The following is a 16,890-nucleotide window of genomic DNA, read 5'->3' as shown; positions in this document are numbered from 1 at the left end:
GGTCACCCCGACCGGCGGGCTCAGCCCAGGCAGTCCGCCGGCGACGTCCCCGGATCGGTCAGCGCGAGACCCAGGGCGGCCCGCTCCGTGACCCAGCGCGTCGGCCGGTGCCGCGGGTCGCCCGTCGACGCGTGCAGCGCCCGCTGGAGCGCCAGCACCCGCACGGCCCCGATCCGCTCGCCCCACGCCAGCGGTCCGGCCGGATAGCCGAGGCCCGTGGTCACCGCGAGATCGATGTCGGCGGGCGCGGCCAGCGAGCGTTCCGCGATCGAGCAGCCGACGGCCACGACCGAGGAGAGCAGCCGCTGCGCGACCGAGCCCGCCGTGTCCCGCACCACCGACACCGCGTACGGCTCCTCGCCCCCGGCGGCCCGCGCCAGCACCGCCCGCGCGTCCCGCGCTGCCGCCGGGTCACCGGCCGCCGTCACCGCGAGGACCCGCCGCCGCCCCGCCGCGGGCAGCACCTCGACGCCGAACGTACGCTCCCGGGGCAGCCCGCCCTCCGCGACCGCCGCCGACACCGGCGTTCCCCAGACGGGCACCAGCACCACGGCCTGCGCCGACGGCCCGTCGCCCCGCTCGACGCGGACCCCCGCCGCCTCCAGGGACGCCGCCAGCTCCTCCTCGTACGCCGCCGTCTCCGGCCGCCCGGCCGAGGCCAGGAACACCGGGCGGTCCGCCTCCCCGGTGACCGGGCTCTCCGGTGCGGGGCCGGACGCCCCGTCGCCGTACGCGTACCAGCCCCGGCCCGTCTTGCGGCCGTGCAGCCCGGCCACCACCCGGTTCGGCGTCAGGAAGGACGGGCGCAGCCGGTCCTCGTACCGGAAGCCCTGCCAGATCGAGTCGATCACCGCGGCCGTCACGTCGAGACCGGTCAGGTCCATCAGCTCGAAGGGGCCCATCCGCAGCCCCAGCACGTCCCGGGCGATCCGGTCGACCGCCGCCGGGTCCGCCACCGACTCCTCCAGCAGCGCCAGCGCCTCGGTCACCAGCCCGCGCCCGGCGTGGTTGACCAGGAATCCGGGGGTGTCGGCGACGGTCACCGCCCGGTGCCCGCACCCCTCGACCAGCCCGGTGAGCAGCGCCGGGATCTCCGGACGGGTGGCCGCGCCCGGCACCACCTCCACGATCCGCATCAGCGGCACCGGGTTGAAGAAGTGCAGGCCGGCCAGGCGCGACGGATCCTGGAGGGTCGCCGCGATGCGGGTCACCGACAGGGACGAGGTGTTCGTCGCGAAGACGGCGGAGGCGGGCAGCACCCGCTCCAGCTTCCCGAACACCTCGGCCTTCGTCCCCAGGTCCTCCCGTACGGCCTCGATCACCAGCTCCACGTCCGGGCCCGCCGCCCACGGCTCGGCGAGCGGCACCAGCCGGGCCACCGCCGCGTCCCGGTCGGCGGCCGTCGTCCGGCCCTTCGCGACCGCCCGGTCCAGCATCGACGCGACGAACTCCAGGGCCTCCTTCACCGCCTCGGGCCGCACGTCACCCAGCTCCACGGTGTGACCCGCGCTCGCCGCCCACTGGGCGATGCCCCGGCCCATGGCCCCGGCTCCGACGATCCTGATACGCATGGCGGTTACGGCCCTTCCAACGGAGGCGGACACGGTTCGGTTCGACATCGTCGCGCAGGAGCCGCAGCTCCGCGGGGGCGGGCCGGTCCGTCGTCGCGAACCGGTCGGCGGTCTCCGGCTCCCCGCCGCTCTCCGCCGTGGACGCACGCGGCGACGACGGCCTCCAGCGCCGACAGGACCTCGCCGGCCCCACCGCCCGCCCCGGCCGACCGTTCCACCGTGCTCCTCACCCTCCGTATGCGCCGACCTCACGGTGTCAGGGCCCATTGATGGCTGTCCAATACCGAATTAGGGTCGGATCAAGACGCCAGGAGTATCACTATGGAACTGCGCCACCTCAACGCCTTCCTCGCCGTCGCCGAGGAGCTGCACTTCGGCCGGGCCGCCAAGCGGCTCCAGATGGCCCAGCCCCCGCTGAGCCAGCAGATCCGCCAGCTGGAGAGGGAGCTCGGCGTCCAGCTCTTCCACCGCAACACGCGCTCGGTCCGTCTCACCAGCGCGGGGGAGTCCTTCCTCGAACCGGTACGGACCGTCCTGGACGACCTGGACACCGCCGTCCGGGCTGCCAGGTCGGCGGGGACCGGCGAGTACGGCCGGGTCACCATCGGCTTCGCCGGGGCCTCCAGCCACGAGACGCTGCCCCGGCTCACCCGGGCCGTGCGCGCGGCCCACCCAGGGCTCGAACTCGTCATGACCGGCCAGACGTACGCCAACACCGCCCTGTCCCGGGTCGCCGACGGCTCGCTCGACCTCGGCTTCGTCCGGCTCCCGGTGACCCGGCCCGGCATCGCGCACCGGGTGATCGACGAGGAGGAACTGGTCTGCGCCCTGCCCTCCGACCACCCGCTCGCCCGGAGTCGGGCCGTTCCCCTGGCCGTACTCGCCGGTGAACCGTTCGTCTCCTTCCCCGCCAACTCCGGCTCCACCGTCCGCGACGCCATGACCGAGGCCTGCGAGGGCGCCGGCTTCACCCCGCGCACCGTCCAGGAGGCCCCCGACTCCTACACGATCCTCGCCCTGGTCGCCGCCGGGGTCGGCGTCACCCTCACGGTCACCTCGGTCCAGCACATCCAGCAGAACGGCCTGGTCTACCGCCCTCTCGCCGGTCCGCCCATCCGCCTCCGCGCCGCCCTGGCCTGGCGCGCCGACAACCCCTCCGCGGCCCTGCGCGCGGTGCTCGCCGTCGCGGAGGAAGCGCTGCCGACACCCGTGCGCAGGCCCGATTGAGACGTGGCGCCTCTCAATCCGGTGCGTACTCGATATTGGACCGACTCAGTGCCGGATGCGAAGGTCGTCCCACCGCACCACCCGCCCACCGCAACGCGCCTTTTGTTCCCCGCCCCCGATCCCAGGGAAAGGCCCTCCGTGCCGCTCGACGTCGTCATCTGCGAACCCCTGCGCACCCCCATCGGCCGGTTCGGCGGGGCCTTCGCCCAGCAGACCCCGGCCGCGCTGGCCGCACGTGTCATCGCGGAGATCGTCACCCGCACCGGTATCGATCCCGAACGGGTCGACGAGGTGATCCTCGGCCACGCCTACCCGACCAGCGAGGCCCCCGCCATCGGCCGCGTCGCCGCCCTGGACGCCGGACTGCCCAGTTCGGTCACCGGCTCCCAGGTCGACCGCCGCTGCGGCTCCGGTCTCCAGGCGGTGCTGGACGCGGCGATGCAGATCCGGGCCGGGTTCAGCGACGTCGTGATCGCGGGCGGCGTCGACGTGATGAGCGCCGCCCCCTACTACACCCACGACGGACGCTGGGGCATCAAGGGGCCCGGCCTCCACCTCCACGACGCCCTCGCCCGGGGCCGGGTGACCGCCGGAGGCGTCAACCACCCGGTTCCCGGCGGCATGATCGAGACGGCGGAGAACCTGCGCCGCCAGTACCGCATCAGCCGCGCCGACCAGGACGCCCTGGCGCTGCGCTCCCAGCAGCGGGCCGCCCGTTCCGTCGCCGAGGGCCGCTACGACGCGGAGACCGTCCCCGTCACCGTACGCACCCGCAAGGGCGAGACGACGGTCACCGCCGACGAGCACCCACGCCCCGACACGACGGCCGAACAACTCGCCGCGCTCCGCCCCGTGATGGCGAAGTCGGACCGGGACGCCACCGTCACCGCGGGCAACGCCAGCGGCCAGAACGATGCGGCCGCCGCCTGTCTGGTCACCAGCGCCGGGACCGCCGAACGCCTCGGCCTCACGCCGCTCGTCCGCCTCGTCTCGTTCGCCCGTGCCGGGGTGCCCGCCGCGACCATGGGCATCGCCCCCGTCGCCGCCACCCGCACCGCCCTGGACCGGGCGGGACTCACGCTCGCGGACCTCGACCTGATCGAGCTCAACGAGGCGTTCGCCGCCCAGGTGCTCGCCTGTACGGGGGAGTTGGGCCTGGGCGAGAAGGACCACGAGCAGCGGATCAACGTCAACGGCTCGGGCATCTCCCTCGGCCATCCGGTCGGCGCCACCGGTGCCCGCATCCTCGCCACGCTCACGCGCGAACTCCACCGCCGCGAGGCGCGGTACGGGCTGGAGACGATGTGCATCGGCGGCGGCCAGGGTCTCGCCGCGGTCTTCGAGCGCGTCGCGGACTGACGACTGTCCACTCGTATTCAAGTGGACACGGTGTGAAGGAATGCGTATGTTTCGGAGGTCTCGCAGGTCGGTCGGACGCATGCTCGGTGCCTGGTTCGAGAAGCGGACGCACTCGGGAGCCCGGCCTGTGCGGTGATCCCACTCGAACAACCGCACTGAGTGCGCCGGTTGCCTGCCTCTGCACGCCGGTGTACGGCAGAGGTGCACCGGCTCTCCGAAGTGGAGTGCTTCGCCAACGATGGACAACCACCCCCGAAGAATCGTCGGACAAGGGAGAGCCGTCCTGCGGTTCCTCTGTCTGAGTCTCCTCCCCCTGGCCTGCCTGGTGGGTCTGCTGGCTCCCGTTCCGGCCGGTGCGGCCGCACCGACGGCGAGCGCCGCGGCGCCTGCCGCAGGCGAACCCACGGACCGCGGAAGGGTCCTGACCTTCTGGAAGGTCGGCGGGCCCGGAGTCCGGGCCGCCGCCGAAGCGGCGCTGTCTGGCAGTGACGCCGATGTCGACCGCTTCCTGGCCGAGGCGGCCTCCAACGCCTATCAGGACGACCGGGTCGCCGCGGCCAACATCGCCAGTGTCGGCGGCCCGAACACCATCGAGGCGGCGCGCGCGGCGCTCGCCGGCTCGCGGGAGCGGCTCAGGACGTTCCTCGACTTCGGGTGGCGGGTGCCTTTCGAGCAGGACGAGCGGGTCCGGGTCGCCCAGGTGATCGATGCCGGGGGCCCGAACGTCCAGGAGCGGGGCAGGGCCGCCCTGGCAGGCACGCCCGATGCCGTACGTGAGTTCCTCGCACGCGGGCAGTACCAGCAGCGCGCGCAGGACGAGCGGGTCGCGGCAGTGCAGATCCTCAGCACGGGAGGCCCCGCTGTCCGAGCGGCCGGCCGACTCGCTCTTCAGGGCTCGCCCGCCGACATCGGCGAGTTCCTGGAAGTGGGGCAGCATGTCGCCCGGGCGCGCGACCAGGAACACCTGACGGTCGCCCAACTCGCCCAACTGGCGAAGGAGGCCGGTCGGCAGGCGGCCGCCGAGACCGCCGCGGCCAAGAGCGAGTCCGCCCGCGCCGTGGAGGCGTCGAAGCTGGCCAAGGCGGCGGCGCTCAGAGCCGCCGACGAGGCGTCCAAGGCGGCGGACGACGCAACCAAGGCCGCCAGTGCGGCAGGCCGGGCCGCGTCGGCCGCCACCCAGGCCGCCGCCGCCGCGCGCCAGGCCATCGCATCCGCCGCCGCGGCGAACAACGCCGCACGCATCGCCGCCAACGCGGCGGCCCAGGCGGCAGCCGCGGCCGCCGGTGCGGCCCGAGCCTCCTCCCGCGCCCGGAGCGCGGCAGCGGACGCGGCAACCGACGCCACGAAGGCCAGTGACGCACGCAAGGCGGCGGACGAGGCGGAGGCCGCCGCGCGCGGTGCCGATGACGGTGCGGAGGCCGCGGACCAGGCCACCAACGCGGCGAACGCGGCGGGGACGCGGCGGTCGCCGCGCTGTCCGCCGGTGCGAACGCCACCGCTGCCGCCGCTGCCGCCACCGAGGCCGGCGGGTACGCCGATCAGAGCGACGCCAGGGCCGTCGAGGCCCGCAACGCGGCCGCAGCCGCGCCGCCACGCGGCGGAGGCGACCCGCGCCGCGAACGCGGCGGTGGCCCTGGCCCGCAAGTCCGCCGTGGCCGCGGAGCAGGCGCGTGACGCGGCCCGGTCCGCGGCCCGGCACGCCCGTGCCTCGGCCATGGCCGCCAGGGAGGCCGCCGACCAGGCAGGTCACGCCGAGACCGCCGCCGCGAAGTCGAAGGCACACGCCGTCGCCGCCAAGGAGGCGGCGGACACCGCGACCGCGACCAGTAAGCAGGCCAAGGACATCTTCGCCGTGGCCCGCGAGGTCGAGGCCGCCGAACTACAGGCACGCACCAACGCCGGCATCGAGCGGGCCAAGGACCTCAAGGCGGAGGAGGAGGCCCGCGCCGAAGATCGGCGCACGCAGGACCGGCTGGCGACGGAGCGGGCCGCGGAGGCACGGCGGCTCGCCACGGAGGCCGCACGCCCGGACGCCGACCCCGCGGCAGTGGCCCGCCAGGGGCGCAGCCTGGCCGTTCTGACGCTGACCGACGGCGGCCCCTGGGCCCGGGCAGCCGCGGAGGCGGCGGTCGCGGCTTCGGACGCGGAGGTCATCGCCTATGTGCGCGGCGGCTGGCAGGAGGCTGCCCACGAGGACGACCGGGTCCAGGTGGCCCGTCTCTCCACGGACAGTCCGGTCCCGGCGATCAGCGACGCCGCGGAGCAGGCCCTCGGCGGGGACGCCACTGTCGTCGCGGAGTTCCTCAGGACCGGCCAGTACCGGGCCGGTGAGTCGCAGTACCGGATCGAGATCGCACGGCTCGCCGACACCGGCGGCGCCGTGCTCGGCGACGCCGCCCGTGCCGCGCTGAACTCCAACTCCCTCGACAACTACCGTACGTTCCTGGCCACCGGCCAGCACACCGCCCGAGTACAGGACGAGCGGGTCCGGGCGGCCCAGCTCTTGGACAGCGGAGGCCCGGAGGTACGGTCCGCGGCGCGGATCGCCCTGGAAGGCCCCGACGAACTGCTGCACCGCTTCATCGATTCCGGTCAGCACATGGCCCAGCGCAAGGACCTGCTGGCTGCGACGCACGTCGCGCGGGTGCAGGCGCTGGTGGCGCAGGCCGCCGGAACGGCCGCCCGGGCCCAGCAGAACGCGGCGGAGGCCCACCGGGTGGCGGCGATCGCCCGTAAGGCGGCCGACGAAGCGAAGACGTACGCCGCTGAGGCCTCGGCCGCCTCCAAGACCGCCGAGACCCACGCGGAGGAGGCTGCCCGGTCCGCCCAGGAGGCCGAAGCCTCCGCCGCCCGGGCCGCGGCGTCTGCCGCGACCGCCCGGCAGGCGGCGGACGCAGCCGGAAAATCCGCTGCCCTGGCCAGCGGCTCCGCGGCCGACGCCACGGTGTCCTCGGAACTCGCCCATGCTTCGGCGAGCACTGCCTGGGCCCATGCGGACAAGGCGAGGAAGTCCGCCGTCGCCGCGGGGAAGGACTGGGCCGCCGCCGACAAGGCGGCCAGAGACGCTTTCGGCGTCGCCATCGACAAGCTCAAGGCGGAAGCGGAGGCGGAACGCCGAAAGCTTCGGCAGGACACCCCGGCCGAACGCATGCGTAAATGCGGACTTCTGGGGTGCCCGAAGGAGAACGACCCCTTCCACTGCGACCGGAAATCCCCGGGTGATGCCTTCTGCACCTCGCTCGGGATGGCCAAGGTCGTGGAGCCCTACGCGCGGACGATGTGGGAGCTCGGAGTAGCGATAGCCGGCCTCAGCCAGCTCAAGAATTGCCTGGACTACGATCTCGACGCCTGCATGGATCTGGCGCAGGACGCGGCGATCAACAACAAGATCAGGCTGCTCAAGGGTGCTTATGAGGGTCTGCGCGCACTGAACCGGATTCCCTGCGAGACGTGTTTCCCCGCCGGCACCAAGGTGCTCATGGCGGACGGCAGTCACCGGAATATCGAAGACGTCGAATGGGGTGACCTGGTTCGGGCCACCGACCCGGTCACCGGCCGCACGGCCGCACGCAAGGTGACCCGCCTCATCGTCACCGAACACGACAAGCACTTCAACACCCTGACGGTGGGAACCCGTCAGGGGCCGGCCGAGCTGACGGCCACGTACGAGCACCCGTTCTGGAGCCCGTCACGCGGGAAATGGGTCGAAGCGGCCGATCTCGAAGCGGGCGACACCCTCCTCAGCGACGACGGCTCCCGGCCGGAGGTGCGGGAAAACGCCGCGTTCACCCAGCACGCCCGGACATACAACCTCACGGTCGACGACCTCCACACCTACTATGTGCTGGCGGGCGAGACCCCTGTACTGGTCCACAATTCCGACTGCCCGCACATCGCTCTCGGGAAGTCGGAGGCGGACGACAACCCGTTCGCCCTCGTCGAGTTCGCCGAAAAGCATGGGGCAGACATGTTCAAGCATTGGTCGGACGACAAGCAGTGGTACACCCACGTAAGGGAATTTCTTTCCGAGGGGAACACCACGCGCATATCGTTCAACCTGGACGGAATCCCTGATCCTGCCGCCTATGCTGCACGCGGGAAGAACGTTGATCCGGCCAATGATTTTGAGGGATTCACGGCGTGGGAGATCTACCAGATCAGTCAATCCCCCCACGCGTGGGACAGAATCACTTGGTACCGGAACGGAAAGGTGGTCCCCAATCCTTTTGGGAAGGAATAATTCGATGCCGGTGATCTTCGAATCCGATCTCACGTTCCGGGTGTGGAAATACGGAGTCGGGCACTCGCAGCTTCTCCTCCGGGCCTCCTCGGACGAGTCCGGGGAGGAAGGGGTGGACATCCTCTTCGAAGGAGTCGCCGCCATGCAACTCGCCATGCGCTACAAGGAGCTGCGGCTTCATTCGGTGGACGAGGACGAGTTCCGGGAGGTCTTCGACAGCTCTGGTGTGGACGAGAAGTGGCGAGACTCCTTCGTCATCGTCCGCCTGAGTTCCCGATCGGGCGGGGGCTACGTGCAGTGCGCGAAGATCACCGCTGAACGACGGCGCGGGCAGGGCGGCTCGGGGCGCGATCCGGACGGGCCGCGCGACCTCCTCTGGAGTCTGCGACCGTAGGCCCGGCTGCGTCGCACCGACTGCGGCAGGCGCACACGCAGAAGGTCCGGCCGGACAGTCCCCGCTGTCCGGCCGGACCTCGTTCTCCCGCAGGAGCCTTGTCAGTCCCGCGCGTTGCGGGTGCGGCGCATCAGCACCGAGCCGCCGAGCAGGAGCGCGGCGCTCGCGCCGGCGGCCAGGCCGAGGTCAGCGGCACCGGTGTCGGCCAGGTGCGCGTCCGGGGTGTTGTATCCCGGCGTGCCGGACCCGGGGGTGTCCGAGCCGGGAGTGTCGCTGCCAGGCGTGTCGGTGCCGGGCGTGTCGGTGGGCGGCTGGTCCAACGGCGGCTCGTCGACCGGGGGCTCGTCGACCGGCGGCTCGTCGACCGGGGGCTCGTCCACGGGCGGCTCGTCGACCGGGGGCTCGTCCACCGGCGGCTCGTCGACCGGGGGCTCGTCCACGGGCGGCTCGTCCACCGGCGGCTCGTCCACCGGGGGCTCGTCCACGGGCGGCTCATCGACCGGCGGCTCGTCGACCGGCGGGTGCTCGTGCTTCGGGCCGTCGGCGTTCACGCACGCGTTGCCGAAGGCCGGGTTCAGCAGAGCGATCACGTTGACGGTGTTGCCGCACACGTTGACCGGGACGTGCACCGGCGCCTGCACGGCATTGCCCGAACCGACACCCGGCGAACCGACCGCCGCGCCCTCCGCCGACGCATCGGCGTGCGCGGTGCCGCCCACCGCCGCCAGGAGGCCCGAGGCGGCCGCCATGACGATCATGCTTTTATTCAGGACCTGTCGCATTACTTGCCCTTTCTGAGGACATTGGCGAGGACATCGTGTGGGTGCTTCACGCGCGGACGTAACGGGCAGCCATCGGGCGGAGCCGCTGCACAGCCGGATCCGGCGGGAAGCCGTGGTGAATGTGGTGAAGACGTGCGCGCTGGACGACTGCCATAACGACACAGACGTCACGCGGGAAACTTGGAGTTGCGTGGAAAATGTGTAATCACCCGAACGGGTGGTGTGGTTGCACCCCGCCCATCCTGGTCGGCGGAAGAAGAGAAACGATTCGCCCTCAACTCCACAGCAATTCGCTGCTGTTGACCTCGCCGGGTTGCTCGTCCCGGCTGCGACGTGACGTCGGGTTCGCCGACTCCGCCCACTCGTTCGGGCGAAAGGTGCCGGAGTGCCTGTGCAACTTCTTCACGAACGGACGGCCGTGCGGAATGGCCGTAGGACATGGCGTACGGCATGGCCGGACGGAGAGGGCGCGGGGGCCGCCCCGCATCCGGCATTCGGGTGAAGGGGCGCAACCAAACGCCGCGTGGTGAGTTGACCAGGGGGCTCCGCCTCGGGGCAACCAGTACGAGAAGGGTTAATCGTGATCAAGAAGGTTCTGGCTACGGGCGCTGTCGCCGCCTCCATCCTCGGTCTCGGTGCGACGCAGGCCATGGCCATCGCCAACGACGGCGGCACGACCTCGGTCAACGGCAACGGTGCCTCGCAGGCGTACGGCAACTCCGAGACCCACGGCGACTGGAGCCCGCAGTTCGCGCTGGTCCAGGGCTCGCTGAACAAGCCCTGCATCGCCCTGCCGGCCAAGGCGAACGTCGGTTCGCTCATCGGTCTCGTGCCGATCGCGGTCCAGGACATCAACGTCCTGTCGTCCCCGCAGAACCAGCAGTGCACCGAGAACTCCACCCAGGCCAAGGGTGACGAGGCGCTGTCGCACATCCTGGAGGACATCCCGATCCTCTCCGGCAACGGCGTCGGCAACAACTGACCCGCAGCCGCCCTGCTCGGGCCCGGGCCCTCGGCGTTCCTCCACCGAGCGGCTCGGGCCCGTTGTGTTCCCGGAACAGGACTGCGGCATTCGGGCGGATGTCCAGAAATCGGCCCGACGGACAGTTCCGATTCCGGGCGTTCATCGTTACGTAGGACAGCGCAGGAGTCATGGGCCATTCGGTATCCGGCCCGTGCGGGCACGACAGTCGTGACCGCACCGGACTCCGCCGAGGAAAGGGAAGAAACGTGAAGTTCACCAAGGTTGCCGCCGTCGCCGCCGGTACGTTCATGGCGATGGGCTTCGCCGCGCCGGCCATGGCCGACTCGGGTGCCGAAGCCGTCGCCGCGCACTCCCCGGGCGTGCTGTCGGGCAACATCCTGCAGGTCCCGATCCACATTCCGCTCAACATCTGCGGCAACACCGTCAACGTGATCGGCGCGCTGAACCCGGCGTTCGGCAACACCTGCGTCAACCAGTAACTCTCCGGCGGTCGGCCTTCGGGCCCGCAGCCGGTGGGCCCCGGACGGCACCTGTGCCGTCCGGGGCCTTTTCGCTGACCGCGTGTCCCGGCGGCCCGGCTTCCCGGATTCACCGACGCCGCGGGAGAAATTCCGCGCCCCGCAGTTTCCCGGAAGCGGCCTGATCGTTGATCAGGAAGAAAGCGGCAGAAGTCACAGGTAAAGAAGGCTTGTGTGCGGCACGGAGACGTGACCGAAGCAGACGCCGCGCGGAAGGGAACCAGAATAGTGAAGTACGCGAAGACCGCCGCCCTCGTTGTCGGTTCCGTGGCTGCCCTCGGATCGGCCGCTCCCGCCTTCGCGGCTCCCACGCCCACGGCCCCCAACTTCAGCCTCGACAGCGGCCTCAACCAGGTCGTGGCCAGTGCCCCGCAGGTCGTCGACCCGCTGGTGGACACGGCCGCCGAGACCACCGAGACGCTCTCGGAGGACGGCACGGTCGGCAAGCTGGCGGGCCAGGCAACCGGTGTGGCCGAGGGCGCCGCCCCGCTGCTCGGCGGTGTTCCCCTCGGCGGCTGACCGCCGCACCTCGACCATTCCCCCGGGCTTCTCCGCCTGATACGCAACACTTCCCGAAGGGCTCACCCATGTTCAAGAAGTTCATGTCCACGGCGGCCGTCGCCGTCTCCATCGTCGGCGTCTCCGCCGCGGCCGCCCCGGCCGCCATGGCCACCGCCAACGACGGCGGCACCACCACGTTCAACGGCAACGGCGCCTCGCAGGCGTACGGCAACTCCGAGACCCACGGCGACTGGAGCCCGCAGTTCGCGCTCATCCAGGGCTCGCTGAACAAGCCCTGCATCGCCCTCCCGGCCAAGGCGAACGTCGGCTCGCTGCTCGGCCTCGTGCCGATCTCCGTCCAGGACATCAACGTCCTGTCGTCCCCGCAGAACCAGCAGTGCACCGAGAACTCCACCCAGGCCAAGGGTGACGAGGCGCTGTCCCACCTCCTGAACGACATCCCGATCCTCTCGGGCAACGGCGCCGGCAACAACTGAGTCCGCGTGACCCCGGTCCGCTCCCGGTGACACCTGGGGCCGGTCCGTCCGTACGGCGACCTCTTCTCGCCGGGCCGGACGGGCCGGCCCCTCGCCGTGTCCCGATGCCCCCCACCGGGGCAAGCGGTTGGGCCGGACGGCGTAACCCCGGCTGACGGTCCGGGCCCGGCCGGGTAGGGCACCGGCATGGATCCGTACGACAGTCAGACCCCGCAGAGCGCCGAACGGCGGCCGGCGCCGGGCGGTGGCACACCGATCTACGACCGGCTCGTCGCCGAATGGCAGGCGGCCGGAGGCGAACACCCCCTGGCGGAACCGCACCCGGGCCCCGCCCCCCGTCGCACGGGGTTCGTGCCCGCCGCGCGCACCGCGGACCAGGCCCCTGGGCCTGAGACGCCCGGAAACTGACCGGAAGCGTCGACCTTGCGCCGGAACGAACCCATATGAGTGGTACTGCGCAACCGATCCGGGGTGGCGGCAGTTGATCAGTACGTTCCACAACGGGACGCTCCGAAAGGTGAAGTTGATGAAGAAGATGATGGCCGGCGCTGCAGTGGCCGTGTCCCTGCTCGGTCTGTCCGCAGTCGCGGCTCCCACGGCCATGGCGATCGGCAACGACGGCGGCACCACCACCCTCAACGGGAACGGCGCCGAGTCGGAGATCGGCAACGCGAAGACGAAGGGCGACTGGAGCCCGCAGAACCAGCTGGTTCAGGGCACCCTGAACAAGCTCTGCGTCGGCCTGCCCCTCAAGGCGAACGTCGGTTCGCTCGTCGGTGTCGTGCCGGTCGCGGTCCAGGACGTCAACGTCCTGTCCAACCCGCAGAACCAGCAGTGTGCCGACAACTCCACCCAGGCCAAGGGCGACGAGCCGCTGTCGCACATCCTGGACGACATCCCGGTCCTCTCGGGCAACGGCGTCGGCAACAACTGACGCACCCCAGCCTGACGCAGTCGGCGCGGGCGGTCCGAGGGTCACCCTCGGACCGCCCGTTCGCGTTCCCCCGGTGCGGCGCCGACCGCGGCACCGGGCGGGCGGCATCGCGTACACGACGAGGCCCACCGCCCCCCGTGGGGCGGTGGGCCTCGTCGTGCCGAGGGCGGTGGGCCTCAGCCCAGCGAACGGACCGGGAGCAGGCAGTGGGCGGCGGTGCGGACGACCTCCTCGTCGGCCGCGAACGCCCGCAACTGGTCCTCGGTGACCGGCTGCCCGGGAACGGCCTCCGGCCACGGGGTCGTGGCGAACATCCCGTACACCTGGCCCTGCTCCTCGGCCGCGGCCAGCCACTCCGGGGGAGCCGGGTACTGCGCGCTGAGGTGAGGCAGGGTCAGGACGGCCTGGCCCGCCTGGACGAGAAGCTTCGCCTGGATGCCGGGGCTCTCGGCGGCGTCCTGGATCGGGCCGCCGACGTGGAGACCCGCGCGCTCCAGTGCGGCGTGCATGGCCTCGCGGCCGACGACCGGGCCGTCCTGCCCGTCGCCCAGTGAGTACGCGAGGAGAAAGGCGGTGTCCTGGTCCGCGTCGGGCTGCCGGCCGCTCCAGCCGATCAGGATCTGGGTGCCCAAGTGGGCCGGGGTGAACATGCCGGTGGGGGCCTGGGGTGTGGTCATGCTCGGCACCCTAACGGCCCCGGACCGGGCGCAATGCATGCGTATCACCCGATCGAGGGAGATTGCGCCTATCTCTTACGAAAGCGCCTGCCCGAGCGTCCCTCGACCGTGGTCCGGAGTAAATCGGTTGACGATGCTCCCGGGCGTCGGGCTAGGGTGATCACCGTTCCGCCGGAGCCCGTTCCGGGGAGCCCCAGGATCAGCGGAACCAGGAGGTGAGGACATTGATGACTGTCGTTGCGGTGGGCACTGCCCACAACCGGAAGAGCATCGTCCTCATCCCCGTGGCCACCGGCTGACCTCTTCTCTCTCCTTTTCCGCGCCGAGCGCGCGCGCCGGGGCCACCCTGTGAAGGGTTTCCCTTGTCTTTCCCGCTTTCCTCCCGTTCCTCCTCCGCTGCCGACTCCTCGCACCCGCTGACTCCGTACGGCTGGGACGGGGCATGGGCCGCAGCCTTCTCCCCGTACGCCGAGCAGGGGCTCGTGCCGGGCCGGGTCGTGCGTGTGGACCGCGGCCGGTGCGACGTGATCACCGCCGACGGCACGGTCCGCGCCGACACCGCGTTCGTCGTGCCCCGCGACCCGATGCGGATCGTCTGCACCGGTGACTGGGTGGCGCTCGACGCCGACGGCGACCCGCGCTTCGTCCGTACGCTGCTGCCGCGCCGTACCGCCTTCGTCCGCTCGACCTCCTCGCAGCGGTCCGAGGGCCAGGTGCTCGCCACCAACATCGACCACATCGCCATCTGCGTCTCGCTCGCCGTCGAACTGGACCTCGGGCGGGTCGAGCGGTTCCTCGCGCTCGCCCTCTCCAGCTCCGAGGGCGCCGCCCTGCTCGGCGACGGCGACGGCGCCGGCCAGGAGCGGCACCCCCAGCCGATCGTGGTCCTGACCAAGGCCGACCTGGTGCCCGACGCGGTCACCCTGTCCCACCTCGTCCAGGACATCGAGGCCATCGCGCCCGGCGTGCAGGTGCTGCCCGTCAGCTCCACCACCGGCGAGGGGCTCGACGTCTTCGGCGCCATGGTCTCCGGCGGTACGAGCGTGCTGCTCGGCGTTTCCGGAGCGGGCAAGTCGACCCTGGCCAACACCCTGCTCGGTCAGGACGTGATGGACGTACAGGCGGCCCGTGACGTCGACGGCAAGGGCCGGCACACCACCACGACCCGCAACCTCCTGCTCCTCCCGCAGGGAGGCGTCCTCATCGACACCCCCGGGCTGCGCGGCGTCGGCCTCTACGACGCCGGGACCGGGGTCGGCGAGGTGTTCTCCGAGATCGAGGAACTCGCCGAGGAGTGCCGGTTCCACGACTGCGCCCACGAGGCCGAGCCCGGGTGCGCCGTCCTCGGCGCCCTGGAGGACGGAACCCTGCCCGCGCGGCGACTGGAGAGCTACCGCAAGCTGATCCGCGAGAACCAGCGGATCGTGGCCAAGACCGACGCCCGGGTGCGCGCCGAGATCCTGCGGGACTGGAAGCGCAAGGGCGCGGAGGGGCGCGCGGCCATGCAGGCCAAGCGCGGCCGGCTCCGGTAGCCGAACGGGACCGGGTTCGACGTCCGAAAACCGCGAGTGCGGCGGTTCCGGCTGCCGCACACTGGACGGTGTGATGGACGATCGGACCCGGTACGAGGCGGTGAGCAGCCGCGACGCACGGTTCGACGGCGCGTTCTTCTTCGCCGTCGTGACCACCGGCATCTACTGCCGTCCCAGCTGCCCCGCCGTCACCCCCAAGCGTGCCAACGTGCGCTTCTACCCCACTGCGGCGGCGGCCCAGGCGGGCGGCTTCCGGGCCTGCCGCCGCTGCCGCCCGGACGCCGTGCCCGGCTCCGCCGAATGGAACGCCCGCGCGGACGTCGTCGGCCGGGCCATGCGCCTGATCGGCGACGGCGTCGTCGACCGCGAAGGCGTCCCCGGTCTGGCCGGGCGGCTCGGCTACAGCGCCCGCCAGGTTCAGCGCCAGCTCAACGCCGAGCTGGGCGCGGGTCCCGTCGCGCTGGCCCGCGCCCAGCGCTCCCACACGGCCCGGGTCCTCCTCCAGACCACGCCGCTGCCGGTCACCGAGATCGCCTTCGCCGCCGGATTCGCCAGCGTGCGGCAGTTCAACGACACCATCCGGCAGATCTACGCCCGCACCCCCAGCGCCCTGCGCGCCGAAGCTGGTACGGGGCTCGGCGGCGGACGGCGTGAGGGGCTGCGGGCCGGGATTCCGCTGCGGCTCGCCCACCGGGGCCCGTACGCCACCGCCGCCCTGTTCGACCTGCTGGCCGCCGAGGCGGTCGCCCGGATCGAGGAGGTGGCGGGGGCGCCGGGCTCCCGCACCTACCGGCGCACCCTGCGGCTCCCGTACGGCTCCGGGCTCGTCGCGGTCGACGAGGCGTCGCCCGGCGGTCCCTGGCTGGAGGCCCGGATCCAGCTCACCGACCTGCGTGACCTGACCACCGCCGTCCAGCGGGTGCGCCGCCTCTTCGACCTGGACGCCGACCCGTACGCCGTGGACGAGGCACTGGCCGCCGACCCCCGGCTCGCCCCGCTGGTCGCCGCCCGCCCCGGGCTGCGCTCACCGGGCGCGGCCGACCCGGAGGAGGCGGCCGTGCGGATCCTGGCCGGGCAGACGGAGGCCGGGACGCTGGTCGAGCGGTACGGGAAGGCGCTGGACGTCCCCTGCGGGGGGCTCACCCACCTGTTCCCCGAGCCGGACGTGCTCGCCGGTTCCGCCGATGCCCCGGAAGTGCGGGCCCTGGCCACCGCACTCGCCGACGGCCGGCTGCGGCTGGACGCCGGGGCCGACCGGGACGAGGCGGAGCGCGCGCTGCTGGCGCTGCCCGGGATCGGCCGGTCCACGGCCGCCCTGATCCGGATACGGGCGCTCGGCGACCCCGACGTGGACCCGTACGGAACACCGGGAGCGGAGCGGTGGCGGCCCTGGCGCTCCTACGCCGTACGCCATCTGGAGGCGGCGGATGCGGCGGCGCCGAGCTGACCGCGGCCGCCGGGGGCCGGGGAGCGTCCCGGTCGGCCGGCGCGACGGGGGCGGAGCCGGCGCCGGGAACGCGCTCTTCGGTCGGGGCCGCCGGAATTCCGTGCTGCGAGGCGGTGCACCGGGGACCCGCGCCGTGACCCGGCCGCCGGGAACCCGCGCCGTGACCCGGCCGCCGGGGACCCGGGCCGCGACCCGGACGCCGGAATCCCGTGCCGTGACGCGGTGC

The 16,890-nt window shown here is 72.4% G+C and carries 15 protein-coding genes; 12 read left to right on the top strand and 3 right to left on the bottom strand.

All coding sequences use genetic code 11. The features are described from left to right. Positions 1-20 precede the first annotated feature (20 nt). Positions 21-1,571 carry a 3-hydroxyacyl-CoA dehydrogenase gene (locus tag KME66_RS04945; protein WP_216319379.1) on the bottom strand — a complete coding sequence of 517 codons (1,551 nt, stop codon included), beginning with the start codon at positions 1,569-1,571 and terminating at the stop codon, positions 21-23. A 321-nt stretch (positions 1,572-1,892) separates the two neighbouring features. On the opposite strand from KME66_RS04945, the gene KME66_RS04940 reads away from it, so the two are divergent. The 4 genes from KME66_RS04940 to KME66_RS04925 all read left to right on the top strand — a co-directional run bounded on the left by KME66_RS04940 (position 1,893) and on the right by KME66_RS04925 (position 8,791). After that, positions 1,893-2,798, top strand: coding sequence for a LysR family transcriptional regulator (locus tag KME66_RS04940; protein ID WP_216319376.1), 906 nt, complete (start codon positions 1,893-1,895; stop codon positions 2,796-2,798). 138 nt (positions 2,799-2,936) lie between these two features. Continuing rightward, positions 2,937-4,157 carry an acetyl-CoA C-acetyltransferase gene (locus KME66_RS04935; protein WP_216319373.1) on the top strand — a complete coding sequence of 407 codons (1,221 nt, stop codon included), beginning with the start codon at positions 2,937-2,939 and terminating at the stop codon, positions 4,155-4,157. Between the two features lie 238 nt (positions 4,158-4,395). Then, positions 4,396-8,397 carry a polymorphic toxin-type HINT domain-containing protein gene (locus KME66_RS04930; protein ID WP_216319370.1) on the top strand — a complete coding sequence of 1,334 codons (4,002 nt, stop codon included), beginning with the start codon at positions 4,396-4,398 and terminating at the stop codon, positions 8,395-8,397. 4 nt (positions 8,398-8,401) lie between these two features. After that, on the top strand, positions 8,402-8,791 hold the full coding sequence (locus KME66_RS04925; RefSeq protein WP_253208233.1) for a hypothetical protein: 390 nt from the start codon (positions 8,402-8,404) through the stop codon (positions 8,789-8,791). A 101-nt stretch (positions 8,792-8,892) separates the two neighbouring features. On the opposite strand, the gene KME66_RS04920 is transcribed toward KME66_RS04925, so the two are convergent. Then, positions 8,893-9,573, bottom strand: a complete 681-nt coding sequence (locus KME66_RS04920) for a chaplin (RefSeq protein WP_216319368.1) — start codon at positions 9,571-9,573, stop codon at positions 8,893-8,895. A 580-nt stretch (positions 9,574-10,153) separates the two neighbouring features. Here KME66_RS04920 and KME66_RS04915 point away from each other — a divergent pair. The 6 genes from KME66_RS04915 to KME66_RS04895 all read left to right on the top strand — a co-directional run bounded on the left by KME66_RS04915 (position 10,154) and on the right by KME66_RS04895 (position 13,008). After that, complete coding sequence (locus KME66_RS04915) at positions 10,154-10,555, top strand: rodlin (RefSeq protein ID WP_216319365.1); 402 nt, start codon at positions 10,154-10,156, stop codon at positions 10,553-10,555. Positions 10,556-10,803: 248 nt separating this feature from the next. Next, positions 10,804-11,037 (top strand): chaplin, encoded by a 234-nt coding sequence (locus KME66_RS04910; protein WP_073221288.1) that lies wholly within the window; start codon positions 10,804-10,806, stop codon positions 11,035-11,037. 267 nt (positions 11,038-11,304) lie between these two features. Continuing rightward, positions 11,305-11,595 carry a hypothetical protein gene (locus tag KME66_RS04905; RefSeq protein WP_073221291.1) on the top strand — a complete coding sequence of 97 codons (291 nt, stop codon included), beginning with the start codon at positions 11,305-11,307 and terminating at the stop codon, positions 11,593-11,595. Positions 11,596-11,663: 68 nt separating this feature from the next. Continuing rightward, positions 11,664-12,074: a rodlin gene (locus KME66_RS04900; protein ID WP_073221294.1), complete on the top strand. Its 411-nt coding sequence runs from the start codon at positions 11,664-11,666 to the stop codon at positions 12,072-12,074. Between the two features lie 186 nt (positions 12,075-12,260). Then, the gene (locus tag KME66_RS33825; RefSeq protein WP_253208232.1) at positions 12,261-12,482 is read left to right on the top strand and encodes a hypothetical protein; all 222 of its coding nucleotides are present in this window, start codon (positions 12,261-12,263) and stop codon (positions 12,480-12,482) included. 118 nt (positions 12,483-12,600) lie between these two features. Beyond that, positions 12,601-13,008 carry a rodlin gene (locus KME66_RS04895; protein WP_073221299.1) on the top strand — a complete coding sequence of 136 codons (408 nt, stop codon included), beginning with the start codon at positions 12,601-12,603 and terminating at the stop codon, positions 13,006-13,008. A 176-nt stretch (positions 13,009-13,184) separates the two neighbouring features. Here the strand turns inward: KME66_RS04895 and KME66_RS04890 are convergent, their stop codons facing one another. Continuing rightward, positions 13,185-13,685, bottom strand: coding sequence for a DUF5949 family protein (locus KME66_RS04890; RefSeq protein WP_216319363.1), 501 nt, complete (start codon positions 13,683-13,685; stop codon positions 13,185-13,187). Positions 13,686-14,047: 362 nt separating this feature from the next. Between KME66_RS04890 and rsgA the strand changes: the two genes are divergently transcribed. Continuing rightward, positions 14,048-15,217, top strand: a complete 1,170-nt coding sequence (rsgA, locus tag KME66_RS04885) for a ribosome small subunit-dependent GTPase A (RefSeq protein WP_216319361.1) — start codon at positions 14,048-14,050, stop codon at positions 15,215-15,217. 73 nt (positions 15,218-15,290) lie between these two features. Next, complete coding sequence (locus KME66_RS04880) at positions 15,291-16,664, top strand: DNA-3-methyladenine glycosylase 2 family protein (RefSeq protein ID WP_301184487.1); 1,374 nt, start codon at positions 15,291-15,293, stop codon at positions 16,662-16,664. Positions 16,665-16,890: the final 226 nt, after the last annotated feature.

Origin of the sequence: Streptomyces sp. YPW6, from assembly GCF_018866325.1 — a bacterium.
Classification (GTDB): Bacteria; Actinomycetota; Actinomycetes; order Streptomycetales; family Streptomycetaceae; genus Streptomyces.
This window is presented reverse-complemented; position numbering and strand designations above follow the sequence as displayed.